Source organism: Phytohabitans kaempferiae (assembly GCF_042433955.1).
In the GTDB taxonomy this organism is placed as follows: Bacteria; Actinomycetota; Actinomycetes; order Mycobacteriales; family Micromonosporaceae; genus Phytohabitans; species Phytohabitans kaempferiae.
Genome location: NZ_JBHLUH010000013.1, coordinates 79,082 through 102,665, shown reverse-complemented (window position 1 = coordinate 102,665; position 23,584 = coordinate 79,082). Strand labels below are relative to the sequence as shown.

Annotated in this window: 26 protein-coding genes and 1 riboswitch; of the genes, 10 read left to right on the top strand and 16 right to left on the bottom strand. The window is 73.5% G+C overall.

Annotated features, from left to right (window positions below):
* Positions 1-8 precede the first annotated feature (8 nt).
* Positions 9-181, top strand: a riboswitch (cobalamin riboswitch).
* A 34-nt stretch (positions 182-215) separates the two neighbouring features.
* The 3 genes from ACFFIA_RS12205 to ACFFIA_RS12195 all read left to right on the top strand — a co-directional run bounded on the left by ACFFIA_RS12205 (position 216) and on the right by ACFFIA_RS12195 (position 1,561).
* The gene (locus tag ACFFIA_RS12205; RefSeq protein ID WP_377249955.1) at positions 216-404 is read left to right on the top strand and encodes a CbtB domain-containing protein; all 189 of its coding nucleotides are present in this window, start codon (positions 216-218) and stop codon (positions 402-404) included.
* Positions 405-408: 4 nt separating this feature from the next.
* Positions 409-1,134, top strand: coding sequence for a CbtA family protein (locus ACFFIA_RS12200; protein WP_377249952.1), 726 nt, complete (start codon positions 409-411; stop codon positions 1,132-1,134).
* Positions 1,135-1,210: 76 nt separating this feature from the next.
* On the top strand, positions 1,211-1,561 hold the full coding sequence (locus ACFFIA_RS12195; RefSeq protein ID WP_377250276.1) for a hypothetical protein: 351 nt from the start codon (positions 1,211-1,213) through the stop codon (positions 1,559-1,561).
* A 13-nt stretch (positions 1,562-1,574) separates the two neighbouring features.
* Here the strand turns inward: ACFFIA_RS12195 and ACFFIA_RS12190 are convergent, their stop codons facing one another.
* On the bottom strand, positions 1,575-1,922 hold the full coding sequence (locus ACFFIA_RS12190; RefSeq protein WP_377249949.1) for an MmcQ/YjbR family DNA-binding protein: 348 nt from the start codon (positions 1,920-1,922) through the stop codon (positions 1,575-1,577).
* Between the two features lie 21 nt (positions 1,923-1,943).
* Here ACFFIA_RS12190 and ACFFIA_RS12185 point away from each other — a divergent pair, with 21 nt between their 5' ends.
* The 3 genes from ACFFIA_RS12185 to ACFFIA_RS12175 are packed head-to-tail and all read left to right on the top strand — an operon-like array spanning position 1,944 to position 2,853.
* Positions 1,944-2,069 carry a hypothetical protein gene (locus ACFFIA_RS12185; protein WP_377249947.1) on the top strand — a complete coding sequence of 42 codons (126 nt, stop codon included), beginning with the start codon at positions 1,944-1,946 and terminating at the stop codon, positions 2,067-2,069.
* A 4-nt stretch (positions 2,070-2,073) separates the two neighbouring features.
* Positions 2,074-2,418, top strand: a complete 345-nt coding sequence (locus ACFFIA_RS12180) for an MmcQ/YjbR family DNA-binding protein (RefSeq protein WP_377249945.1) — start codon at positions 2,074-2,076, stop codon at positions 2,416-2,418.
* 36 nt (positions 2,419-2,454) lie between these two features.
* Entirely contained in the window at positions 2,455-2,853 is a 399-nt protein-coding gene (locus tag ACFFIA_RS12175; RefSeq protein WP_377249942.1) for a DUF3224 domain-containing protein, read from the top strand.
* Between the two features lie 205 nt (positions 2,854-3,058).
* Here ACFFIA_RS12175 and ACFFIA_RS12170 read toward each other — a convergent pair whose 3' ends face one another.
* From ACFFIA_RS12170 to ACFFIA_RS12140, 7 genes are all read right to left on the bottom strand, one after another.
* Complete coding sequence (locus tag ACFFIA_RS12170; protein WP_377249939.1) at positions 3,059-3,652, bottom strand: dienelactone hydrolase family protein; 594 nt, start codon at positions 3,650-3,652, stop codon at positions 3,059-3,061.
* 12 nt (positions 3,653-3,664) lie between these two features.
* A complete protein-coding gene (locus ACFFIA_RS12165) occupies positions 3,665-4,312 on the bottom strand; it encodes an SRPBCC family protein (protein WP_377249937.1) in 648 nt (215 codons plus the stop codon).
* Positions 4,309-5,166, bottom strand: coding sequence for an FAD binding domain-containing protein (locus tag ACFFIA_RS12160; protein WP_377249934.1), 858 nt, complete (start codon positions 5,164-5,166; stop codon positions 4,309-4,311). The genes ACFFIA_RS12165 and ACFFIA_RS12160 overlap by 4 nt, the downstream gene beginning before the upstream one ends.
* On the bottom strand, positions 5,163-7,550 hold the full coding sequence (locus tag ACFFIA_RS12155) for a xanthine dehydrogenase family protein molybdopterin-binding subunit (protein ID WP_377249931.1): 2,388 nt from the start codon (positions 7,548-7,550) through the stop codon (positions 5,163-5,165). The genes ACFFIA_RS12160 and ACFFIA_RS12155 overlap by 4 nt, the downstream gene beginning before the upstream one ends.
* Positions 7,547-8,095, bottom strand: coding sequence for a (2Fe-2S)-binding protein (locus ACFFIA_RS12150; protein ID WP_377249929.1), 549 nt, complete (start codon positions 8,093-8,095; stop codon positions 7,547-7,549). The genes ACFFIA_RS12155 and ACFFIA_RS12150 overlap by 4 nt, the downstream gene beginning before the upstream one ends.
* A gap of 298 nt (positions 8,096-8,393) precedes the next feature.
* The gene (locus ACFFIA_RS12145; protein ID WP_377249926.1) at positions 8,394-9,506 is read right to left on the bottom strand and encodes a vWA domain-containing protein; all 1,113 of its coding nucleotides are present in this window, start codon (positions 9,504-9,506) and stop codon (positions 8,394-8,396) included.
* Positions 9,507-9,519: 13 nt separating this feature from the next.
* Positions 9,520-10,398, bottom strand: a complete 879-nt coding sequence (locus ACFFIA_RS12140) for an AAA family ATPase (protein ID WP_377249923.1) — start codon at positions 10,396-10,398, stop codon at positions 9,520-9,522.
* A gap of 97 nt (positions 10,399-10,495) precedes the next feature.
* Here ACFFIA_RS12140 and ACFFIA_RS12135 point away from each other — a divergent pair, with 97 nt between their 5' ends.
* A complete protein-coding gene (locus ACFFIA_RS12135; protein WP_377249921.1) occupies positions 10,496-10,681 on the top strand; it encodes a hypothetical protein in 186 nt (61 codons plus the stop codon).
* 87 nt (positions 10,682-10,768) lie between these two features.
* Here the strand turns inward: ACFFIA_RS12135 and ACFFIA_RS12130 are convergent, their stop codons facing one another.
* Positions 10,769-12,325 (bottom strand): LPXTG cell wall anchor domain-containing protein, encoded by a 1,557-nt coding sequence (locus tag ACFFIA_RS12130; RefSeq protein ID WP_377249918.1) that lies wholly within the window; start codon positions 12,323-12,325, stop codon positions 10,769-10,771.
* 174 nt (positions 12,326-12,499) lie between these two features.
* Positions 12,500-12,661: a hypothetical protein gene (locus tag ACFFIA_RS12125; RefSeq protein WP_377249915.1), complete on the bottom strand. Its 162-nt coding sequence runs from the start codon at positions 12,659-12,661 to the stop codon at positions 12,500-12,502.
* 187 nt (positions 12,662-12,848) lie between these two features.
* Here ACFFIA_RS12125 and ACFFIA_RS12120 point away from each other — a divergent pair, with 187 nt between their 5' ends.
* Positions 12,849-16,238, top strand: a complete 3,390-nt coding sequence (locus tag ACFFIA_RS12120; RefSeq protein ID WP_377249913.1) for an AAA family ATPase — start codon at positions 12,849-12,851, stop codon at positions 16,236-16,238.
* On the opposite strand, the gene ACFFIA_RS12115 is transcribed toward ACFFIA_RS12120, so the two are convergent.
* The 3 genes from ACFFIA_RS12115 to ACFFIA_RS12105 all read right to left on the bottom strand — a co-directional run bounded on the left by ACFFIA_RS12115 (position 16,228) and on the right by ACFFIA_RS12105 (position 19,183).
* Complete coding sequence (locus ACFFIA_RS12115) at positions 16,228-17,433, bottom strand: EI24 domain-containing protein (RefSeq protein ID WP_377249911.1); 1,206 nt, start codon at positions 17,431-17,433, stop codon at positions 16,228-16,230. The genes ACFFIA_RS12120 and ACFFIA_RS12115 overlap by 11 nt on opposite strands.
* A gap of 129 nt (positions 17,434-17,562) precedes the next feature.
* The gene (locus tag ACFFIA_RS12110) at positions 17,563-18,306 is read right to left on the bottom strand and encodes a GntR family transcriptional regulator (RefSeq protein ID WP_377249908.1); all 744 of its coding nucleotides are present in this window, start codon (positions 18,304-18,306) and stop codon (positions 17,563-17,565) included.
* 61 nt (positions 18,307-18,367) lie between these two features.
* Complete coding sequence (locus ACFFIA_RS12105) at positions 18,368-19,183, bottom strand: phosphatase PAP2 family protein (protein WP_377249906.1); 816 nt, start codon at positions 19,181-19,183, stop codon at positions 18,368-18,370.
* Between the two features lie 122 nt (positions 19,184-19,305).
* On the opposite strand from ACFFIA_RS12105, the gene ACFFIA_RS12100 reads away from it, so the two are divergent.
* Positions 19,306-20,493, top strand: a complete 1,188-nt coding sequence (locus tag ACFFIA_RS12100; protein WP_377249904.1) for a GNAT family N-acetyltransferase — start codon at positions 19,306-19,308, stop codon at positions 20,491-20,493.
* Here ACFFIA_RS12100 and ACFFIA_RS12095 read toward each other — a convergent pair.
* The gene (locus tag ACFFIA_RS12095) at positions 20,401-21,321 is read right to left on the bottom strand and encodes a cytochrome c biogenesis CcdA family protein (RefSeq protein ID WP_377249901.1); all 921 of its coding nucleotides are present in this window, start codon (positions 21,319-21,321) and stop codon (positions 20,401-20,403) included. The two genes, ACFFIA_RS12100 and ACFFIA_RS12095, sit on opposite strands and share 93 nt — an antisense overlap.
* A 3-nt stretch (positions 21,322-21,324) precedes the next feature.
* A complete protein-coding gene (locus ACFFIA_RS12090) occupies positions 21,325-21,876 on the bottom strand; it encodes a redoxin family protein (protein ID WP_377249898.1) in 552 nt (183 codons plus the stop codon).
* Positions 21,877-21,976: 100 nt separating this feature from the next.
* Between ACFFIA_RS12090 and ACFFIA_RS12085 the strand changes: the two genes are divergently transcribed.
* Positions 21,977-22,465 (top strand): aminoglycoside phosphotransferase family protein, encoded by a 489-nt coding sequence (locus ACFFIA_RS12085; RefSeq protein ID WP_377249896.1) that lies wholly within the window; start codon positions 21,977-21,979, stop codon positions 22,463-22,465.
* 13 nt (positions 22,466-22,478) lie between these two features.
* Here the strand turns inward: ACFFIA_RS12085 and gsmA are convergent, their stop codons facing one another.
* Positions 22,479-23,552 carry a sporangiospore maturation cell wall hydrolase GsmA gene (gsmA, locus tag ACFFIA_RS12080; protein WP_377249894.1) on the bottom strand — a complete coding sequence of 358 codons (1,074 nt, stop codon included), beginning with the start codon at positions 23,550-23,552 and terminating at the stop codon, positions 22,479-22,481.
* Positions 23,553-23,584: the final 32 nt, after the last annotated feature.

The following is a 23,584-nucleotide window of genomic DNA, read 5'->3' as shown; positions in this document are numbered from 1 at the left end:
GTTCAGAGTTACGCTGCCCAAGCCACGGTGCTCGGGAAGCCGGTGAAAATCCGGCGTGGTCCTCGCCACTGTGACCGGGGAGTGCTCCCTCGCAACACCACTGGGCCGGCGACGGTCTGGGAAGGTCGAGGGAGCGTGTCGATCCGGGAGCCAGGAGACCGGCCGTGGCAGTTCGACCGCATCGCCACGAGGCATGGACGAGAGGAACACCTGGCATGGCCGCACCCTCGGCACCCACAGCATCCGTCGCACAGATCCGCGTGCCCGCCGCAGCCTGGCTGCTCGCGGCCGCCGCACTGGCTGTCGTTTTCGTGTTGTTGCAGCTCAACGGCACAGCGTTCGCGGAGCAGATCCACGAGTTCACGCACGACGGCCGGCACGCGCTCGGCGTTCCCTGCCACTAGCCCGATGACTCCCCTCACCCTCGGCGCCGTGCTGCGCCGGGCGGCTCTCGCTGGGCTGTTCGCCGGCGTGGCCGCCGCACTCGCCGCCCTCCTCGTCGTGGAGCCGCGGATCGACGACGCGCTCGCGATCGAGGCGGCACGCTCCACTTCGGACGAGGAGCCGCTGTTCAGCCGCGCCACGCAGGTCTTCGGCGGCATGGTCGCCGCGGCCGCCGTCGCCGTCTGCCTCGCGCTCGTGGTGGGCGTGGTCTTCGCCCGCGTGCGCCACCGGCTGCCGGGCACCACCGACTTCGGCCGCGCGGCGCTGCTCGCGTTTCTCGCGTTCACGACCGTGGCGCTGCTGCCCGCTCTCAAGTACCCTGCCAACCCGCCCGGCGTCGGCGACCCGGACACGGTGACCGAGCGCACGGTGCAGTACTTCACGCTCATCGCCGCGGCGATCGCGGTGACCTGGCTGGCCTTCCTCGTGCACGACCGGCTCGCCGCACGCCCGTGGCCGCCCGCCTACCGCGCGGCCGCCGGGGTGGCGGTCGGCGCTGTCGGCTACACCGCGCTGCTGATGACGTGGCCGTCCACTCCCGACGGTGTGCCGGCCGACATCCCGGCCGCGCTGCTGTGGGACTTCCGGCTCGCGTCGGTGGCCGAGCTGGCGGCACTGTGGACGGTGTTCGGGCTGAGCTTCGGCCTGCTGCTCACGCCTCGCCGCGTGCGCGCCACGACCGCGGCGTGAGCCGTTGCCCGGGCCAGAAGGCGCGGCGCCGCCCGCCGGCGCCGCGCCGGCGGGCGCACCGGCCGCCCCGGTCACGCTGACGATCTGCCGCGGCTGCTGCTGCGGCACGACCCGCAAACACCCCGGCGTCGACCACGACGGCCAGGTGGGTCGCTTCCGCGCCGCGGCGGGCCAGCAGCATCGGGTACGGGTCAGCGACTGCCTCAACGTCTGCGGGGAGTCCAATGTGGTCGTGGTGCAGCCCGCCCCGGCCGCCCGCCGCGACGGCGCCCGCCCGGTCTGGCTGGGCTGCGTGCTCGACGGCGACGCGGAGGCGCGGATCGCCGCGTGGATGCGGGCGGGCGGCCCCGGCGTCGCCCCGCTCCCGCCTGCGCTGGAGGCGCACGCCTTCCCGGCCCCGCGCTGGAAGACCCAGCGGGCGAGCTGAGCGCGGGGCCGGCTCAGCGCGGCGACGCCTCGTACTCCGCGATTACCTTCTTGGGCACGCACATCCGCCAGGCGTCGGTGACCAGCTCGCGCATCTCGCCTTCGTCGATCTTCGCGAGCCACACGCGGACCCAGTTGTATCGCTCGTCGGACCTGATCGGCATGAAGAACTTCTCCGGCTCGGCGGCGATCAGCGCGGCCCGCTCCTCCTTCGGATAGCCGAAGCCCATGACCGTCTCGTCTGCCGAGAGCGACACGAACACGATGCGGCCGACCCGGAACTTGACCCGGTCGCGCACGAGCGCCTCGTAGGCCCGGGGTAGCGAGAGCGCCACGCGCCGGATGTCGTCCGCAGTCACCATCAGGCCACCGTACCTCCGGAAATGTTTGGCGGTCGACGCCGTGCTCCTGGGACCCAGCCCAACAGCTTCTTCTGGTTCCTGTGGCTGGGCGCCGCCGCGCTGGCCGCCGGCACGGTCACCCTCGGGCTCGGTCTTCTCCTAGCCTGACCTCATGACGTGGGACGAGTTGCTGGCGTACTGCCTGGACAAACCCGGTGCGTGGCAGGACGAGCCCTGGGAGGGCGACGTCGTGGTGAAGGTGGGCAGCAAGATCTTCGCCTTCCTCGGCTCCAGCCCGCCGGGCGTGGGCGTGAAGTGCGGGCCCAACCGCGAGGTGGCCGACGAGTGGCTCGCCCGCTACCCGGAGGACGCGTCGGTGATGCCCTACATCGGGCGCTCCGGCTGGAATACGCTCCGCGTCGGCGGCGGGATCCCCGACGACGAGGTGCGCGAGGCGGTCGACTCCTCGTACGAGGCGGTGGTCAGCAAGCTGCCGAAGCGGGAGCGACCTACCTGACACAGGCTGTCAGGGTCATGCGGCATGCTGGGCGGCATGACGGAGTACGCCAAGGGCACGTTCACGATCGACGGCTGGGACCAGGAGACCTTCGACGAGGCGGAGGGGGCGACGCTGGCGCGAGCGCAGGTGACGAAGACGTTCACCGGCGACCTGTCCGGTGCCAGCAGCACGACCATCCTGACGTGCACGACGCCGGTGGAGACCTCCGCCGCGTACGTGGGGTTCGAGCGGTTCAGCGGCACGGTCGGCGGGCGGGCCGGCACGTTCGTGCTGCACCACAGCGCCACGGCCGAGGCCGAGGCGGGGCAGACGTTGCTCTGGGCGATCGTCCCCGACTCCGGCACCGGCGAGCTGCGCACGATCCGCGGCGCCGGCCAGATCGTCGTCGACGCCGACGGCGGCCACACCTACACACTGGAGTACACGCTGTAGAGGACCTTTCGGGGTCGACGCGCCAGGCGACCATGGTCGCCTGGCGCCGGACGTCGCGCCACGATGATGGTTTCCGCGGCCGGAAGGCCGCCGTGACACAGACCTCGGCGCCGGCCGGGGCGGGGTCGTGTGCACGCGGAGGGCGAGGCCGCGGGAGCGGCGGCCCGGACCACGACGGACGTCGCGGTAGCCCAAATGTTCTGCTTCAACGAGCAACTGGACGCTGGCTCGGCCAGACGGCCTCGTCCAGGAAGTCTTCCACCGCGGTCGCGACCTGCCCGAGCACCGCGGCGGAGCTGGCGAGGCGGCCGGGCACGTGCATGCCGTGGTCGGCGCCCTCGACCTCGAGTGTGTGCGGGGTCAGCCCGCGTGCGAGGTCGCCGTCCCACATGCGGTCGGCCGTGCCGCCCACCAGCAGAAACGGCGCGGTCATGCGGCGCAGCCCGTCGACGACCCAGGGGTCGGTGAGCACCGGCGTTAGCCAGACGGCCGGCAGTCCGCGGTCGGCGGCGAGCACCGAGGCGTACGAGCCGAGTGACTTGCCGATCAGCAGTGGCGTGGCCGCCGGCCACTCCCGCGCGAGCCGGTCGAGCGCCGGGGTCACGTCGGCCAGGACCCACGGGCCACGGGCCGACGGGTCGAGGTGGCGTGGCTCGTCGGGGCGGCTCCAGGAGAACGGGCGCACGGAGGCGGCCCGGGCGCGGGCCGCCTCGGCGGCGTACATCAGCAGGGGCGCGTGCGGGCCGAACATGCCGCCGGGGATGACGAGCGCCGCTCGCGCCGGGTCGGTGGCCTCCACCGCGCCACCGTATCAGCGCCGCAGCGCCCGGATGACCAGCCAGGTGAGCGCGGCGGCGCCGGCGCTGAGTGCGATCAGTCCGGCGTACCGGGCGGCGGCGGTGCCCACCGACAGCCTGAGCACGTCGATCGGCTCGACCTCCGCCTCGGGCTGGGTCTCCGGCGCCATCAGCGGCCCGGGAGCGGGCGGTGGGCTGGGCGCCTTTCCGGTGCCGGCCGCCCCGGACAGCTTCTCCGCGAGGCAGTCGGCGAACTGCCCGATCAGCCGCCCGCCCACGTCGGCGAGCACGCCCCGGCCGAACTGCGCCGGCTTGCCGGTCACGGTCAGGTCGGTCGCCACCTCGACGCGGGTCGAGTCGCCGTCGGGTACGAGCGTGGCGGTGACCGTGGCGGAGGCGGTACCCGAGGCGCGAGTGTCCCGGCCGGACGCCTCGACCACCACGCGGCGGGCCGCCTCGTCGCGTTCGACGAAGCGGCCCTTTCCGGTGTACGTCAACACGATCGGCCCGACCTTCACCTTGACCGTGCCGCTGAACTCGTCGCCGTCGAAGTCGGCAAGCGTGGCGCCCGGCATGCACGGAGCGACCCGTGGCACGTCGAGCAGCACGCCCCACGCCTCGTCGACGGGGACCGGCACGGTGAATGAATGGTCGAGCTTCACGAAATACCTCCCGCGGATACGACGGCCCGCCTCGTCAACACGGTCACCAGGTGCCTCCGGTAGTCGGCGGAGGCGAAGACGTCGGACGGCGGGTCGGCCCCCTCGGCGGCCCGGCCGGCCGCGGACGCCACAGCGTCTACAGTGGCCGGTGCGCCGGCGAGCGCCTCCTCGACTCCCGAGGCGCGGATCGGGGTCGAGCCCATGTTGGTGAGCGCGACCCGGGCCTCGGCGATGCTCCCGTTCTCCCGGCGCACGGCCGCGGCCACGCCGACGATGGCCCACGCCTGGGCGACCCGGTTGAACTTCTCGTAGTGGGTCGTCCACCCTGGACGCTTCGGCACGCGCACCGACACGAGCACCTCGTCCGGCGCGAGCGCCGTGGTCAGGAAGTCGACGAAGAACTCCGACGCGGGCACCGTGCGCCGGCCGCCCGGTCCGGCGATCCCGAACGAGGCGTCGAGCGCCACCGCCACGCTCGGCAGGTCGCCGGCGGGGTCGGCGTGCGAGAGCGAGCCGCCGAGCGTGCCCAGGTGGCGCACCTGGCGGTCGGCGACCGTCTCGGTGGCCTGGGCGAGCAGCGGCGCGTGCTCGGCGATCAGCGGGTCGCGGAGCACGTCGGCGTGGCGCGTGGTGGCACCGATGACGAGCGCGTCGCCGTCGTCCCGTACGCCGCGCAGCTCGCCCACGCCGCCGAGGTCGACCAGCACGCTGGGCGCGGCCAGGCGCAGCCGCAGCACGGGGATCAGGCTCTGCCCGCCGGCGAGCACCTTGGCGTCTTCGCCCCCGTCGGCGAGCGCGCGCACCGCCTCGTCCACGGTGGACGGTCTGGTGTAGTCGAACGCGGCCGGGATCACGACCGGTCACCCCCCTGGATGGCCCGCCACACGCGCTCCGGCGTGCACGGCATGCGGATGTCGTCGACCCCGTACGGGCGCAGCGCGTCGACGATCGCGTTGACCACGGCCGGCGTGGAGGCGATCGTGCCGGCCTCGCCGACGCCCTTGGTGCCGAGCGGATGGTCCGGCGCGGGCGTCTCGGTGCGGTCGCTCACGATCTCGGGCAGGTCGGCCGAGCTCGGCGGCGTGTAGTCGACGAAGGTGCCGGTGAGCAGGTTGCCCTCGTCGTCGTAGACGGCCTCCTCGAAGAGCGCCTGGGCGATGCCCTGCGCCACGCCGCCGTGCACCTGGCCCTCGACGATCAGCGGGTTGACGACCCGCCCTACGTCGTCGACGGCCACATAGGACCGGATGGTGACCCGCCCGGTCTCGGTGTCGACCTCGGTCGCGCACAGGTGCGTGCCGTGCGGGAACGAGAAGTTGGTCGGGTCGTAGGTGGCCTCGGCGTCCAATGTGGGCTCGACACCGTCGGGCAGGTCGTGCGCCGCGAAGACGGCCAGCGAGCAGTCGGCGAGCGTCTTGCCCGCCGCGTCCGAGGGCGCACCCCGGACCCGGAAGGCACCGCCGGTGAACTCCAGGTCGGAGACGTCGCACTCGAGCAGGTGCGCGGCGATCGGCTTGGCCTTGTCGAGGACCCGCGTGCAGGCATTGACGAGCGCGAAGCCGCCGACCGCGAGCGAGCGGGAGCCGTAGGTGTCGAGCCCTTTGTGCGAGGTGCGCGTGTCGCCGTGCAGCACCTCGACATCCTCGAACGCGACGCCAAGCTGGTCGGCCACGATCTGGCTCCACGCCGTCTCGTGCCCCTGGCCGTGCGGCGACGTGCCGGTGACCACCTCGACCTTGCCGGTGGGGAGCACGCGCACGGTCGCGGTCTCCCAGCCGCCGGCGCCGTACCGCAGGGTGCCGAGGACCCGGGACGGCGCGAGGCCGCACATCTCCGTGTACGTGGAGACGCCGATGCCCAGCTGCACCGGGTCGTTGGCCTCCCGCCGGGCGGCCTGCTCGCGCCGCAGCTCGTCGTAGCCGAACAGGCTCAACGCCTTGTCGGTGGCGGCCTCGTAGTTGCCTGAGTCGTAGGTCAGCCCGGCAACCGTGTCGAACGGGAACTCCTCGTGCCTGATCCAGTTGCGCCGGCGTACCTCGATGGGGTCCAGGCCGACCTCGACGGCCAGCTCGTCCATGATCCGCTCAATGGCGAATGTGGCCTCGGGCCGCCCGGCGCCGCGGTAGGCGTCGGTGATGGTCGTGTTGGTGAAGACGCCGACGCACTCGAAGCGGTAGCTGGGGAACTTGTAGATCGCGTTGTACATGAACGCGCCGAGCAGCGGCACGCCCGGCGTGACCAGCCCCATGTAGGCGCCCATGTTGGCGAGCAGCCGCACGCGCAGCCCGAGCACCGTGCCGTCGCGCTTGGCGGCCAGCTCCAGCTCCTGGATCTGGTCGCGCCCGTGGTGCGCGGAGAGGAGGCTGTCGGAGCGGGACTCGGTGTACTTGACCGGCTTGCCGACCCGCTGCGCCGCGATGAACGTGATCATCTCCTCGGCCGTGACCTGGAGCTTGCCGCCGAAGCCGCCGCCCACGTCCGGAGCGACCACGCGCACCTTGTGCTCCGGCGTGCCGGTGACGACCGCCATCAGGAAGCGCAGGATGTGCGGGATCTGCGTGGCCGAGTAGACCGTGTGCTGGTCGCCGGTCGGGTCGACGACGACGCTGCGCGGCTCCATGAACGCGGGGATCAGCCGCTGCTGCACGTATCGCCGCTTGATGACCAGCTCCGCGCCGGCGAACGCGGTGTCGGTGGACTGGCCGGTGCCGGCGTCGCCGGAGTCGAAGATCCAGGTGTACGCCTTGTTGGTGCCCTTGTCGGCGTGTACGAGGTCGGCGCCCTCGGCGATCGCGTCGGGCATGTCGAGCACGACCGGCAGCGGCTCGTAGTCGACCTCGATGGCGGCGAGCGCGTCGACCGCGCTGGGCCGGTCGCGGGCCACCACGACGGCGACCGCCTCGCCCACGTGCCGCACCTCGTCGACCGCGAGCGGCGGATGGTCGGGCAGCACCATGTCCTCGGTGACCGGCCAGGCGCACGGCAGGCTCCCCTGCACGCCGGCCACGTCGGCGCCACCGAAGGCCGCCACGACCCCTGGCTCGCGCAGCGCCGCCGAGACGTCGACCCGGGTGATCCGGGCGTGTGCCATCGGGCTGCGCAGGATCGCCAGGTGCAGCATGCCGGGCAGCGTGATGTTCTCCGTCCACATCGTGCGGCCGGTGATGAGGCGGGCGTCCTCCTTGCGCCGCCGCGCCGCGCCCACCTCGGCGGCCGGGCGCTCCTCCATGATCGTCATGAGACGACCTCCGCCGGAGCCGGAGCGGCGACCGGGTCTGGCGTGGGAGCGGGCGCCGATGGCGGTGCCGCGTCGGTGGCGCGCATCGCCGCGGCCGCGTCGCTGACCGCCCGGATTATGTTCTGATAGCCCGTGCAACGGCACAGGTTGCCCTCCAGCCCCTCCCGTATCTGCGCGTCGGTGGGGTCGGGGTTCTCGGCGAGCAGGTCGACCGCCGCCATGATCATGCCGGGCGTGCAGAAGCCGCACTGGAGCGCGTGGCGGTCGTGGAACGCCTGCTGCACAGGATGCAGCTCGCCCCCCGAGCCGGCCAGCCCTTCGACCGTGGTGATCTCCAGACCGTCGGCCTGCACGGCCAGCACGGTGCAGCTCTTCACGGACTCGCCGGCCATGAGAACGGTGCAGGCGCCGCAGTTGCTGGTGTCGCAGCCAACCACGGTGCCCACCTTGCCCAGCCGCTCGCGCAGGTGATGGACGAGCAGAGTGCGGGGCTGGACGTCGTCGTCGTAGCGGACGTCATCGACGGTGATGCTGATATGGGTCATCATCCCTCCCGTCAGGAGCGGGAACCTACCCCCAGACAAGCCCTCCGGGCGGCTACCCGCAAGAGGTTCGGCGTAACACGCCGGAAACAGCATGATCTCTGCTTACCCCGCTCCGCCGCTCGGCGCTCCTCCACCACCGTGGTCAGGCCCCGTAGCCTCACGACTCCCGCTCACGCCTACCCCGCTCCGCCGCTCGGCGCTCCTCCACCGCCGCGGTCAGGCCCCGTAGCCTCACGACTCCCGCTCACGCCTACCCCGCTCCGCCGCTCCTCCACCGCCGCGGTCAGGCCCCGTGGCCTCACGGCTTCGATCGACTGATGACCCGGACCAGGTCTTCGAGCGCGGCGAGGCTGTGCCCCGCGACGAAGTCGTCGAGGTACGGCAGCGCGGCCGCCATGCCGGCGACCAGCGGCTCGTACCCCGGCTTGCCCCGGTGCGGGTTGACCCACACCACGCGGTACGCCAGCCGGGAGAGCCGGGCCATCTGGGCGGCGAGCAGCGCCGGGTCGCCTCGCTCCCAGCCGTCGCTGAAGAGCACCACCACCGCGCCGCGGGCCGTGCCGCGCTGGCCCCACCGGTCCAGGAACGCCTTCAGCGAGTCGGCCAGCCGCGTGCCGCCGTGCCAGTCCGGGATCGCCTCGCCGGCGGCGCGGAGGGCGGCGTCCGGGTCGCGGTGGCGCAGCGCCCGGGTCACCCTGGTCAGCCGCGTGCCGAGCGTGAACGCCTCGGTCAGCGTAGGCCGGCGCCGCACCGCCGCGTGGGCGAAGCGGAGCAGCGCGTCCGCGTACGGCGCCATCGAGCCGGAGACGTCGAGCAGCAGTACGAGCCGGCGCGGCTTGTCCCGCCGCTCGCGCCGGGCCAGGCGGGTCGGCTCGCCGAGGTGGCGGAGCATGCGCCGGACGGTGCGCGGCGGATCGACCCCGCCGACCGGGGACGGCCGGTGGCGGCGGCCCGGCCGGGCCGCGGTGGCCGGGGCGAGCAGGGCCACGAGGCGGCGTACCTCGTCGCGCTCGGCGGTGGAGAGAAGGGCGAGGTCGCGGCGGCGCAGGACCTCGGCGGGGCTGGCCGCGACCGCCAGGTCGTCGTCGCCGACCGCGGCGGTGCCCCCGTTCGGGTCGGCCCGCGCGAAGAGCGCCACGCCCCGCCGCTTCGCGGGCACGGCGGCCGGCGGGCGGGGCGGCGCGCGCCCCCCGAAGTAGGCGGCGAAGGCGGCGTCGTAGACCGGCAGGTCGTCCGGCTCGCCGCAGAGCGTGAGGCGGCCCGCCCAGTACGCGTCCTCCGGGCGGGTCACGTCGAGCGCGCCGACCGCGGCCACCATCGCCTCGACCCGCTCCCCCGTCGCCCGCACGCCCGCGTTGCGCAGCGTGCGGGCGAAGCCGACGAGGACGCCGACGAGGTCGCCGGAGGTCATCGGCGCGGCCGGTTCAGGCGCGCCACGGCGCCGCCGCCTTCACGCGTTCACCGTCCTCGCGGTACTTGAGCACCGCGCCGAGCGTGGCCGCGGCCAGGTCGGGGTCGAGCTCGCGGGCACCGAGCGCGGCCAGCGCGCTGGTCCAGTCGAGCGCCTCGGCGACACCGGGCGCCTTGATCAGGTCGAGCTGCCGCATCCGCTGCACCGCGCCCGCGACGTCGGCGGCGAGCCGCTCGCTCACCTCCGGCAGGCGGGAGCGGATGATCGCCACCTCCTGGGCGAAGCTGGGATGCTCGACCCAGTGGTACAGGCAGCGGCGCTTGAGCGCGTCGTGCACCTCGCGCGTGCGGTTGCTGGTCAGCACGGTCAGCGGCGGCGTCTCGGCGGCGATCCGGCCCAGTTCGGGGATGGTGATCGCGGCGTCGGCGAGGATCTCCAGCAGGAACGCCTCGAACTCGTCGTCGGCCCGGTCGATCTCGTCGACGAGCAGCACGCAGGGGCTCACCTCGAGCGCCTGGAGCAGCGGGCGGGCGACAAGGAAGCGGCGGTCGTAGAGGCTCGCCTCCAGGGCCGCGGTGTCTGGTTTGTCCCCGGTTGCGGCGGCCGCCGCCTCGACGGTACGAAGATGCAGGATCTGGCGCGGGAAGTCCCAGTCGTAGAGCGCCTGGGCGGCGTCGAGCCCCTCGTAGCACTGCAACCGCACGAAGTGTGCCCCGGTCGCCGCGGCGAGGGCCTGCGCGAACGCGGTCTTGCCCACTCCCGCGTCGCCCTCCAGGAAGAGCGGGCGGCCCAGCTTGAGCGCGAGGTGTCCGGCGGTGGCGAGCCCGTCGTCGGCCAGGTAACCCACACCGGCGAGCGCCTCGGCCAGCGCGGCGGGAGTGGCGGGGATCACCCGGTCAACTATGCCACCGCCGCCGTGGCGGGTATCACGCCTGGTTGTAACTCCCTCGTAGCGAACACGGAGTGTCATGGGGGTGGGGAGGTACCCAATGCTCTATGACTGCCCAGAGTGCGGGCTGCCCGCTGAGGTGACCACGGTGGGTCACGCCGACTCGACCGACGGGCCGGTCGAGGTGGTACGCGTGCGGTGCGCGTCCGCGCACTGGTTTCTCGGCCCCGGCGAGACGCTACGCCGACTGCTGCCCGACCCGCGTTCGAGCAGCGGCCGACGATGAGCCGGGGGGCGTGGTCCGTCTTAGCCGCGAACCACACCCCCGGGCTCGTTTCGTAGAGCGTGCCCGCCTACGAAACAGGATCTCTCGTCAGGCCACGAAACGCATCCGGCGGCGCCGGGCGATCACGAAGCCGGCGACGCCCGCGGCCAGCAGGAGTGCGCCGGCGCCGGCCACGATGCCGGTCGAGGCGCCGGTGACGGGCAGCCCGCCGCCGCCCCCGCCGGTGCCGTTGACCAGGATCTTCGCCGTGTCGTTGGACTTGTCGAGGTCGTCGCCGAAGGTCGGGCACTCGCACGGCGCGTTGACCGTGATGGCGCCCGCCGCGTCGGCGATCACCTCGTCGATCCGGAAGGTGAACGGGTAGGCCAGCGTCTCGTCCACGGCGAGGAAGAGGCCGCCGTCGCAGAAGTACGCCGGGGCGCCTGCCTTGCCGGGGTGTTCCCAGTCGACATCCTCGCCCGTGTTGTCGTCGGCCGTTGTCGGGTGGCACTCCTCGGGCGCCGCCACCGCCGTCGTACCGGACGGCACGACCACCTTCACCCGCGTGATCGTCTCGCCGCCGCGGCCGCTGCTGCGCACCGCCGGACCGTTGTTGACCACCTTGAGCTCGACATCGGTGGTCGTGCCCGCCTCGCCGTCGAACTCGGCGCCGATCGCCTCGAGGTCGGCGCCGTTCTCGCCGGTGGCCTTGACCTCCACGTACGACCAGTTGTTGAACGGGTCGGTGTCCGCCTGCCGGCCCCGCGCCTGCGCGCCGACCACCTGGCTGAGCTCCAGCTTTGGACCGTCGCCCGGCTGGCCCGCGTCGATGCCGAACTTGTCCAGGTAGGCACGGAGATCCTCGTACTCCGCGGGCGTCATCCAGCCCACCTCGCCGAACTGACTGCCCGGCGCGTACGTGTCCGCGCGCAACCGGTACGCGAACGGCACGCCGTAGTCGGCCCCGGCTGCCAGGTCGCCGTCGAAGGTGCAGATGCGCACCTCGTCGCCGTCGTACGTGCAGTTGCTGTACTTCTGGGCCGCTTGGAAGCCGTAGTCGTTGTAGAAGATCGCGACGGCGCCCTCCGCCGTGGTATCGCCGATGTTGCGCACTCGCAGCGGGGCGGTGAACGCGGCGCCCGGAGCGGCGGAGACCTCGGCGTTGTCGCCCGCGGCGAGGTCGACGCCCTCCCCGACGCGCAGCCGCGCCTCGTGGCTCACCGCGTCGATCCCGGGTGCGGTGAGCGTGACCTTGAGGGTGCCCTCGTCGCCGTCGGTCGCGCCCGGCGCCGCGGTCATCACGATGCTGAAGGGCACGGCGAGGGTGTCCTCGTCCAACTCGATCTCGAACGGGTCCTGGCAACGCAGGACGCCGGGCGAAGGCTCTTCGCAGTAGGACGACAGGCTCTCGTCCTCAATCTCGACCACGCCCGCGAGATCGGTGGCGTCGAACGTGACGACCGGCTTGTCGAGCACGACCGGCCCGGTCGCGAAGAGGAAAACGCTGTCGACCTTGCCCGGACCGCCGGCGGCGACCGTGGTGTCGCTGAAGAAGAGGCTGACCTGGGCGGCGGCCTGAGCGGCTGCCGGTATGGCGGTCGTGGCGATCAGCGCGCCGACCACACCAAGCCCCGCGAACCAGCGTGGGGCGCTCTTGGCGAGCATGTGAGGGGGGTCCTCCCGTGAGGCTGCTGGCAAAACCAGCGGAGCTTAAGGCTCCCCTAAAGGAACGCGCGACCCCGTGCCGCCCGGGAACTGTGATTGGCGCGGCTTGCCGGAAATGTTCGTACGCACGGGCGGGGTCCCGAGCCGATCGACCCAGAACCCCACCCGTGAACGTCACTCGTCGTCGTCGGCCGGCGGGACGCTGACGCCCTTCCCCTGTGTGGTCGAACTGACGCCCTTGCCCTGCGTGGTCGAGCTGACGCCCTTGCCGTTCGGGTCAGAGCTGACGCCCTTGCCCTGCCCGGTGACCTCTTCCGGCTCCAGCGGGTCGGTCATGATGCCCCCTCTCGACGGGATATGACCACCCCACCCTAGAGTCCCGAGTCCCGGTTGGACTGTCCCCTCCGGGACAGGGCAACAGGCAACGCCAGCGGTGCCTTTGTGCCCCTTGGCCGGGCGGGCGGGACCTGCGAGGATGGGTCGCGGGATGGTCGGCGAACCGGAGCGACACGACACACAGCGCGTGTGTCTGAAGTGTGACGCCCCGGCTGGCCCCACACACCAGTTCTGCGGCCGGTGCGGTGCCCCGCTGCACATCCGTTGCGGCTCCTGCCTGTCGCTCGTCGCGCCGGAGTTCACGTTCTGCACGAGCTGCGGCAGCGCGCTGACCCGCGAGCTGCCCACCGCCAGCGTCCCGCGCGAGGAGCGGCGCACGGTCAACGTGCTCTTCGCCGACCTCAAGGGCTTCACCTCGATGGCCGAGCGGCTCGACCCGGAAGACCTGCGCCGCCTCCAGATGGACTACTTCACCACCGCGCGCGAGGTGATCCGGCGCTACGGCGGGGTCGTCGAGAAGTACATCGGCGACGCGGTCATGGCCGTCTTCGGTGTGCCCGTGGAGACCGAGCACGACGGCCATCGCGCAGTGCTCGCCGGCCTCGACATGCAGCGGGCGCTCGACGGCAGGCCGCTCGCCGGCCGCTACCCGATGCGCGCCCGGGTCGGCGTGGCGACCGGCGAGGCGCTGGTTGACCTCGCCGCCGCGCGCAACGGCGGCGAGGCGCTGCTCTCCGGCGACGTCGTGGCCACCGCCGCGCGGTTGCAGACCCACGCCCCGCCGGGCGGCGTGCTGGTCTCGGCCGCCACGCACCGCGCCACCGCCGGCTCGATCCGCTACGCGGACGAGCCCCTCCGGCTCGACCTCGCCGGCAAGTCCCGGTCCGTCGAGGCCTGGCTGGCTCAGGCGTCGGTACGCCGCCCGCCGGTCGCCGACGACGAAGGCACTCCGCTCGTTGGGCGCGCCGCCGAGCTCGACCTGCTGATGGCCGCCCTCCAGCGGTGCGTGTCGGAGCGCCGCGCCCACCTGGTGTCGGTGGTGGGCGCGCACGGCATGGGCAAGAGCCGCCTGGCCCGCGAGCTGTCCCGGCGTGTGCGTGACGACGGCGACCTGCTGGTGCGGTGGCGGGTCGGACGCTGCCTGCCGTACGGCGCGGGCGGCGCCTACGACGCGCTCGCCGAGATCGTCAAGGTCGAGGCCGACGTGCTCGACACCGACGACCCGGCCAGCACGCGCGAGCGGCTCACCGCCACACTCGCCGAGGTGCTGCCGCCGGCCGAGGTGGCCCGCCTGACCGACCTCATCGGACCGCTCGCCGGGCTGCCCGGCCGCGCCGTACGCCCCGGCGAGATCGAGGCCGCCTGGCGCGACGCGCTGCTCGCCCTGGCCCGTCACCTGCCCACCGTGCTCGTGATCGAAGACCTGCACTTCGCCGACCCGGCGCTGCTGCGCTTCCTCTCCGACCTGGTCGAGGCGGGCGGCGAGGTGCCGCTGCTGGTGCTCTGCACCTACCGGCCCGACCTGCTCGACGAGCAGCCGGCCTGGCGCTCCGCGCTGCCCGGCATGCTCACCGTCTCGCTGGCCCGGCTCCGCGGGGCGGAGATGCGCGCACTTCTGTCCACATTGCTCACTCAGCACGGCATGAGCACCGAGCACGCCGAGCGGCTCACCCGGCTCACCGGCGGCAATCCCATGTACGCGGTCGAGTACGTGCGCATGCTCGCCGAGCGGGGCGGCGCGGTGCTCGACCCCGACGGCGAGATCGACGTGCCGGAGAGCGTGCACGGCGTCATCGCCAACCGCATCGACCTGCTCGACAACGCCGAGCGCACCGTCCTCAACGCCGCCGCGGTGCTCGGCGACCGGCTCTGGCCCGGCGCGATCGCCGACATGCTCGCGCTCGACCTCGACGGCGTGGTGGGCGTGCTCCGCCGCCTCCAGCGCCGCGACCTGCTGGTGGCCGGTGCGGTGTCCACTGTGGCCGGTGAGAGCGAGCTGGCGTTCCAGCACCAGTTGGTGCGCGACGTGGCATACCGGCGGCTCCCCCGCGCGACCCGCGCGGCGCTGCACCGGCGCGCGGCGGCCTGGCTCCGGGCCGTCTCCATCGACGGCCGCAACGACCTCGCGACCGCCGTCGCCCACCACCGCATCGTCGCCCTCACGCTCGCCGAGAGCCTCGGCGAGGACACCACCGCCGAGGCCGAGGCCGCCCGCACCGCACTGCTCGCCGCGGCCGAGGCCGCCTTCGCGGTGTACGCGGTGGAGAGCGCCCTCGGCTACACCGAACGCGCCCTCAACGCCTGGCCGGTCGAGCACGACCCGGACGGGCGGCGGCACACCGAGCTGTTCCACCACCGCCTGCACTTCCTGGCCGACGGCGACACCTTCTACCGCGAGGGCGTCAAAGACGTGGCCCGCCTCGCCGACCGCATGCGCGAGGCCGGCGACCGCACCGGCGAGGCGCGCGCCGAGACGCTGCTGGGGCTCGCCGAGCTGATGCGGGCCGAGCGCGACCGCGCCCGCGACCACCTCGACCGCGCCATCGACATCTTCCACGAGCTGCCCGACGACGCCGCCAAGGCCGAGGCGTACGCGGAGCTGGCCCGCCTGCACCTGCTCGAGTTCCGCACCGACCTCGCCCTCCCCGCCGCCCGGGCCGCCCGCGCGCTCGCCCACGGCCTCCGCCTCGCCGACGCCGAGGTGCACGCGCTGGTCACCGAGCACGCCACGCGGTACGTCGCCGGCGACGCCACGGCCCTCGACGACCTCCAGCGCGTGGTCGAGACATGCCGCGCCCAGGGGCTGCCGACGCTGCGGCGGGCGCTGCACAACCTGGCCACGTTCCGGCAGGAGGAGGGCGACCTGCCCGGCGCCGCCGACCTGGAGCGGGAGAGCCGAGGCGTGCGGGGCGCCCAGGTCAGCCTGGTGCTCAGCCACTCCGAGGAGGCGGAGCTGGCCTACTTCAGCGGCGACTGGGTCGCGCTGCTGCGGGCCGCCGACGAGTACCTCGACGAGGAGGGCGCCGACACCACCGACTGGGATCTCCAGCTGCGCGGCCGCCGCGCCTGGATCGGCGCCCTCTGCGGCCGCCCCGCCGGCGAGGACATCGCGCGCAGCCTCGACGTGGCGCACCGTTCCGGCTTCGCGCGGCTGCGCTACAACGCGTACGCGCACGGCGCCCTCACCCACGCCCTGGACGGCGACCCGGACGGCGCCGCCGCCCTCCTCGGCCAGCTGCTCGACCTCTGGCGCACCACCCCGGCGGCGCTCACGCTGGAGTGGCTCTCCGCGGCCGCGCACGCCACCGTGCTGGCGCCCGCCGCCGCGCCCGCGATGGCCGAGGTGGTCCGCACGAGCCTGCGCCGCACCCGCTGGGTCGAGGCGGCCGACGCGCTGATCGCCGGCGACCCCGCCCGGGCCGCCGCCCGCTACGACGAGATCGGCTGCGCCAGCGACGCGGTGCTCGCCGCGACCTGGTCCGCCCGCGCCGGCGGCGGGTCCCATGTGGACCGCGTACGCGCCTTCGCCGACCGCAACCACGCCGCCGCCCTGGTGCGGCTCGCGCTCAACCGGTGATGGGCGGTCCACTCTGGATCGCCGGCCGAATCGCGTAGCCGGCGGCTGGCGCCCCGGCGAGCTGGCCCGGCCTCGGCGCGGTGATCCGGCCGAAGAGCAGGATCCCGCCGGTCAGCACCGCCGGGACGGTCACCAGGTAGAGCACGACCCCGGGCGCGGCGACCACCGGCGGGATCGGCACCAGCACCAGCAACCGCAGCGACAGCACCGGCGGGATCAGCACGCAGAGGCTGGTGATGCCGAAGCCCAGCGTGTAGGCCCGGTGCCGCCACGCGAACCGGAACTGCTCGCCCAGCCGCCGCAGCCCGTGGTGGTGCATGGGTACGGCGAGCACGAGCAGCCCGACCAGGAAACCGTTGAACACCAGGCCCACCGCCACCGCCGCCGCCAGGTTGACCCCCGGGATCCACAGCAACGGGATGATCACCGCCCATCCGGCCTGGAGCACCACCGCCACGACCACGGTCTGCCGCAGGCAGAGCCAGGCCGCCCGGTGCCAGGCTGGCGCCTTCACCGGCGCGGCGACGAACTGCCCGGCGGTCACCGGTGCGGAGCCGCCCAGGACGGCGCGGGTGAGAAACGGCAGGAACGCCGCGCCGAAGAACATCGTGAGCGGCACCGTCAGCGCCGTCACCGCCGCGTGGAAGAGGATCGTCACGCAGACCGAGACGACGAACTCGACCAAACCGCTGCCGAGCACCGGCCAGCCCTCGGTGAAGCCGAGCATCCATCCCACCAGCGTGCGCACCAGCGTGTCGGTCACCTCGTGCAGCCCGAAAAGCGCGGCCGCGGTCAGCGCCAGCGGGCAGAGCACGAGCAGCCACAGCCGCGGGGTGCCGAGAAACCGCCCGGCGCCGACGAAGACGTAGCCGACGCCCACGAAGAAGTGCCCGATGCCCGCGCCGACCCGCTTCGCGCCCCGCGCGGTCTGCCGGCCCGCCGCGCCGGCCAGCGCCGCCGCCCGCACCGTCGCGTCAGAGACCTGCGAGGCCACCGGTTGGAGCCCCGCCAGCCACGGTGCCGCCTGCTGGCCGCCCCACGCCGCACCGCCCGGTGCGGACCCGGCCGGCGAGGCGTCCCGCAGGTGTGGGTCCGCTGCCGGTGGGGGCGGGTCCGGCCACCGCGGGACGAGGGGCGCGGACTGCCGGGGCCGCGGAAACGGCGACCGCGGGTCGGCGGGCGGCTCCCGGTGCATCGGAGGCGGCTGTGGCTCCACGCGCGACGACCCCCATGGACGTACTCGATGGGTCCGGAACGGCTGAGCATAGACCAGCCTCGCCGCTCCCCGCCGCCCCGCGCGCGGTGCCGCCCACACCGGGCAGGCTCAGCGCGCCACCAGGGTCAGCTCGAAGGAGTAGTGGGAGGCGCGGTAGGCGTGCTGCCCGTACTCGACCGCCCGGCCGGCGTCGTCGTAGGCGGTACGCGCCATCGTCAGCAGCGGCGCCCCGCGCGGCTCGCCCAGCAGCCTCGCCTCGGCGGAGGTGGCACGGCGGGCGCCGATCGCCTGGTCGGCGAGGCGAAGGTTGACGCCGGCGGCGCGCATCAGCTGGTAGAGGCCGTGGCCGCGCAGGTCGTCGGCGGTGACCCGGAGCAGGCCGGCGGGCACGTGGTTGCGCATGAGCGCGAGCGGCTCGCCCCGCGCGTACCGCAGCCGCTCGATCGCCAGCACCTCGGCGCCGGTGGGCAGGGCGAACGCCGCCGCCACCTCCCCGGGCGCCGCCACGACACCGAGCGACAGCACGTCGGTGCGGGGCTCCTGCCGCGTGCGGTCGAGGTCTTCGTAGAGGCTGGTGAGCTCGACCGTGCGGCGCACCCGCGCGTGCACGACCTGCGTGCCCACGCCGCGCTTGCGCACCAGCAGGCCCTTGTCCACGAGGTACTGAATCGCCTGCCGCATGGTCGGGCGGGAAAGGCCGAGCTGGTCGGCGAGCGCGACCTCGGTCTCCAGCCGCGTGCCCGCCGCCAGCTCCCCGGAGGCGATCAGCTCCTCCAGCTGCCGCGCCACCTGGAAGTACAGCGGGACAGGGCTGGACCGGTCGATCCGGATCAGCGCGCTCACCGACGTCATGGCGCCCATTCTCCACAGTAGAGGGCCGGCTGGTGCCTCGGCTCTCTCGTCGGGGGACGCGCTACGCGGCCGCTGGCTGGAGCCGTAACTCGCGCCGCCTGCTCCACCACCAGGCCGCGAACCAGCATGCGGTGGTGAGCGCGGCACCGGCGATCGCGTCCACGATGTAGTGGTTGGCCGTGAGCACGACCGCGATCGTCATCACCACCGGCATCGCCACACCGATCGCCTTCACCCACAGCCGGCGGGCGGCGACCGCGATCGCGATGCCCATCAGCAGGTCCCAGCCGACGTGGAGGCTCGGCACCGCGGCGTACTGGTTGGTGAACATCGGCGGTTGCAGCACACGGTACGCGTGCGAGCTGACCGTGACCGTGTCCACCATGCCGAGCGGCGTGAGCCGGGGCGGCGCGACCGGGAACGTGGCGAAGATGACCATGCCGATCGCGCCCGACATGATCATGGCGTTGCGCGTGCGCAGGTAGATCCCCGGATGCCGCTTGGCCAGCCAGATCAGCGTGACCGCGATGACCGGCCAGTGCCCCCAGATGTAGATCCAGTTGAACACCGTGCTGACCCACGACGAGCTGGCGAACGTCTCCTGCAGCCACTGCTCGTGGTGCAGCCCCAGCGCCTCCTCCAGGTCGATGACCCGGTAGGCGTTCGCGATCGCCGTGGTGGCTGAGCCCTCCGTCAGGTGGCGCACGCCGAAGTAGACGGCGATGGCGCCGAGCAGGATGATGAGCTGCTTCCCGAGCCGTAACGGTGGATGCGTACCCGCGGTGCCGGCGTCCACCGCCGATTCGGCCCGCGTCGTCTTGATGGGCGGCGCGCCGGCGCTTGGCCGGGCCTGACCTGCCCCCGTTATGACCGCCATTGGAACAGCCTCCATGTTGGTCTTCGCGCTTCCATCCGGGCCGGGCACCGACTTCACCCTGATTCCGCGGTCAGGCCGGAGGGTGAGATCGCCCTAGGGGTCGCCGTGGTTTGCTTGTGCGCATGGAGATCAGGCGGATCAGCTCGAAGGAACGGCTCACACACTCGTTCCCCCTTCAGGCGTACGCCTTCGAGGCGAGCCCGGCACCCCGCGAGGACGCCGCGAAGTACAGCGACCTCCTCCCCTTCCAGGAGGACAACCTCACCCTCGTGGCGGAGGAGGGCGGCACCTCGGTCGCCGCCGTCTCGGCGATACCGATGCGGCAGAACGTGCGCGGCACGCTCCACCCCATGGCCGGCATCGCGAGCGTGACGGTGCATCCGCTCGCCCGCCGCCAGGGCCACATCCGCGCGCTCCTCGACCGCGTACTGGGCCAGATGCGCGACGAGGGCCATCCGGTGAGCGCGCTGTACCCGTTCCGGGCCTCGTTCTACGAGCGCTTCGGGTACGTGGGGCTGCCGAAGAAGCGGCGGGTCACGTTCTCCCCCGGCGACCTCGGCCACCTCGTCCGCGCCGACCTGCCGGGCGAGCTGACCTGGGAGCGGATCGGCACGGGATACCCCGCGTACCGCGCGTTCACGCTGCGGCTGGCCGCCGAGCGGCACGGCTTCGCGGTCTTCCCCGACTACCGCGACGAGCGGCTGCGCGCCGACGACCTGAGCTGGCTGGTGACCGCGCGGGTCGGTGGGGAGGTGGCGGCCGCCGCCACATACCAGATCACCGGGCACGGCGCCGACCTCGTCGTGGACGACCTGCTCACCACCACGCCGCTGAGCCGCACGCTGCTGCTCCAGTTCTTCGCCCGCCACGTCGACCAGGTCGAGCGGGTCACCGCCGGGATCGCCGCGGACGAGCTGCCCGAGTTGTGGGGCACCGACCTCCAGACGGAGATCGAGGCGCGCACGCGAGTACCGCACTCCAACGCGCCGATGGCCCGCGTGCTCGCGGTGCCGCCGCTGGCCGGCGCGCGTGTGGGGCCGGGGCGGGTCGTGGTCGAGGTGGTCGACGACCCGTTCATCGCCGGCACCTACCTGTTCGACGGGCGCGGTGGGCGGCTCGAGGTCGGCGGCGACGAGTCCGGCGTACCCCGGGCGACGCTGCGGGCGGCCGGCCTGTCCGCCCTCGTGTACGGCGTGCTCGACCCGGACGAGCTGCCGCTACGCGGGTTTGGTGCCGTGCCCGCCGACGCCGGTGCGCAGTTGCGGGCGCTCTTCCCCCGCGCCGTCCCGTACCTCTTCGCGGATTTCTGACCGACTGGTCAGTCTGCGTACGACGAGCGCGGCGGTGAGCAGCACCGCGAACGCCACCGCCACCACCTCGACCCCGGCGGCGGAGAGCGCGGCCGAGAGCGAGCGCTGGATCTGCCCGGCCGCGCCGACCACCGGATCGTCCACAGCGGACCGGTCGGCGCTGAGCCGGATCTCGTACCAGCCGTAGTACGCGACGTAGGCGCCGGCGAGCAGCAGCAGCGCTCCGCCCAGCCGGGAGATCACCGGGCCGGCCCGGCGCACCGCGCGGATCAGCGAGGTGCGCAGCAGCCCCACGGCGAGCGCGGCGGCGCCGACGGCGAGTCCCATGCCGGCGGCGTACGCGAGGAAGAGCCCGACCCCGGCGCCGGTGGAGCCGGCCCGCAGGCTGACCACGACGATCGCCAGGAAGGGTCCGACCGTGCAGCTGAGCGACGCCGCGGCGTACGCGGCGCCGAAGAGGGCCATCGACGGCAGCGTGCGGCGCAGTTCCGGCGCGCGCGGGCCCCGCCACGGCGCGGGCAGCGCGCGCCCGGCCGCCAGCCAGCCGCCGACCGCGACCAGCAGCACGCCGAGCCCGACCGTCAGCCACGGCAGCCGCTGCTGGATCCAGCCGGCGGCCGGCGCCACCGCGAGCCCGAACGCGCCGAACACCGCGACGAAACCCGCGGTCAGGGCCGCCGTCGAGGTCAGCGCCCGCCAGACGGTGTCCCCTGTGGACTCACCGGCGACGAGCAGCGAGAGGTACGCGGGAAGCAGTGCGAAGCCGCACGGGTTGACCGCGGCCAGCATGCCGGCGGTGAGCGCGAGGACGAGCGTGGTCTGAGTCATCGCTCAGCCAGCGACCTCGGCGACCTTGCCCTCGAAGTCGACGCTGTCCATCCACCCCTTGCTGGTCACCTTGCCGTCGCGGTCCAGGAAGACGTAGGTGCTCTGCTCGGCGATCTCGAACTTCTTCCACACCGCGCCGGCCTGGTCGTCGAGGTGCGTGACGTTGCCGACCTCCCCCTCGGTGACGAAGTCCTTCATCTCCTTGGTGTCGCCGAGCCCGGCGATGCCGAGCAGGTTGACCTTCGTGCCGAACTGGGCCTGCATGTCGGCGACCGAGGCGGCCTGCCCGAAGCAGGTGGCGCACCACGGCGCCCAGAACCACAGCACCGTCGGGCGACCGGCGAGGCTGGCCGCGTCGAACGCCTTCCCCTCCAGCGTCGTGCCCTTGAACGCGAGCGTGGCCGGCACCGGCTTCGGGGCCTCCGTCGCCGCCACCTCCGTCGCCGCCACCTGGCTCCGCACCGGGTCGGCCGCGGGGCGCTCGCCGCCCGCGCAGCCGCCGGTACCCGCGAGCGCGGCGGCGAGCAGGGCTGCCATGGCCAGCCGGACACGCATGCGGACCTCCTGGGAGTGGGGCTGCCCCCGGGAGTGGGGCTGCCCCCGGGAGTACGGCACCGGAGGCCAGGCGGTTCAACGCGCGTGGCAGGCTTGCTCCGTGACGAGCACCGCCGTACCGCCCGCGCTGGCCCGCAACGTCGTGGACACCTGGGGCGCCGAGGGGGCGCGGTGGCTCACCGGCCTGCCGGCGCTGCGCGCCCGGGTCGCGGCGGCGTGGGAGTTGCGCCTCGGTTCGCCGTACGTGCTGAGCTACCACTGGGTCGCCCCCGCGACCCGCGCGGACGGCACGGCAGCGGTGCTCAAGCTCGGCCTGCCCGGCGCCGACCACCTGCCGGTCGAGGCGGCCACACTGGAGTGTTGGGGCGGCGCGGGCGCGGCGCGGCTGCTGGCGTACGAGCCGGCGTGGGGCGCGCTGCTGCTGGAGCGGGTCGAGCAGCTCGCCGACGGCATGGGCCTGCCGGTCGAGCGGGTCACCGCGTGGGCCTTCGTCAAGGCGGTGCTCTCCGACGTGTGGACCGCCGAGGGCGGCGGCGAGGCGGCCAGCCGGGCCATCGACGTCGCCCGCTTCCTGGCGCCGCGCCTCTGACCCGCCGCGCCCGCTACTTGTCGTACCTGTAGAGGTTGTACTGCTTCATCAGGGCGATGAGGTTCTGGGCGTACGTGGGCGACGTGGCGTACCCCGCCTTGTGGATCTCCTGGGCGAAGCGGTCCGGGTTGTTGCTGTACGCGAACGCGTTCTTGTAGCGCGGGTTCACGTTGAGGAAGTGGCCGTGGTCGGCGAAGGAGCCGGTCGCGTTCCGGTACGTGCGGAACGACGCGGTCGTGCTCCAGCACTTCCCCTTGCTGTCGCACTCGGTGGTGGCGTACGAGCGGCAGCCCACCGCGATCCCGCCCGGGCTGCCGAAGCACTTGATGCCGAAGTAGCTGTGGTCGCGGCGGGTCAGCCAGCTCTTGCCCCAGCCGGACTCCTGGATCGCCTGGGCGATGGTGACCGAGGCGGGCACCTTGTACTGCCGGAAGCCCGCCCGCGCCGGCTCGGCGACCCGGGCGATGAACTGGGCGGTGTTGGCCGGTGGCACGGTCGGCGCGGACTGGCCGCACCACGGGAGCGTGGGCTGGGAGGTGCGCCACTCGACGTTGGCGTCGGCGACGTACCGGCCGCCGGGGAGGCGGTTCCAGGCGGCGGAGCGGCGCATGCGGCCGCTCACCAGCTCGCCCCACACCTGGCACTCGACCACCATCACGTTGCCCTCGGGGAGCGTGGCGACCCGAGCGGCCCGCGTGTTCGCGCCGTTGCGCACGTTGACCGGGCCACTGCCGGTGCGCACGGTGGGCAGCGCGGCGCCCTTCGGGCCGCACCAGTGCACCCACGGGCGCTGAGGGCTCCACCGCACGTACGCGTCGGAGACGTAGTGGCCGTTGGAGAGGCGGTTCCAGTTCGGGGTGCGCCGCTGCGTGCCGACGACGAACTCCCCGTACACCTGGCACACGACGGTGAGCCGCGCGCCGTCGGCGAGGCGCCCGACCTGGCGGTCCGCCGTCGAGCCGCCGGCACGCATGTTGAGGCCGGTGCCGCCGCTCTGGACGGTGGCGGTGGCGCCGGCGGCGACCGCCGGGCTCGGCAGGAGGAGGGTCACGGCCACGACTGTCAGGCTCATCCGGGCGTACCTCATGCACTACACGGTATTTGCCCGAATTGCGACTG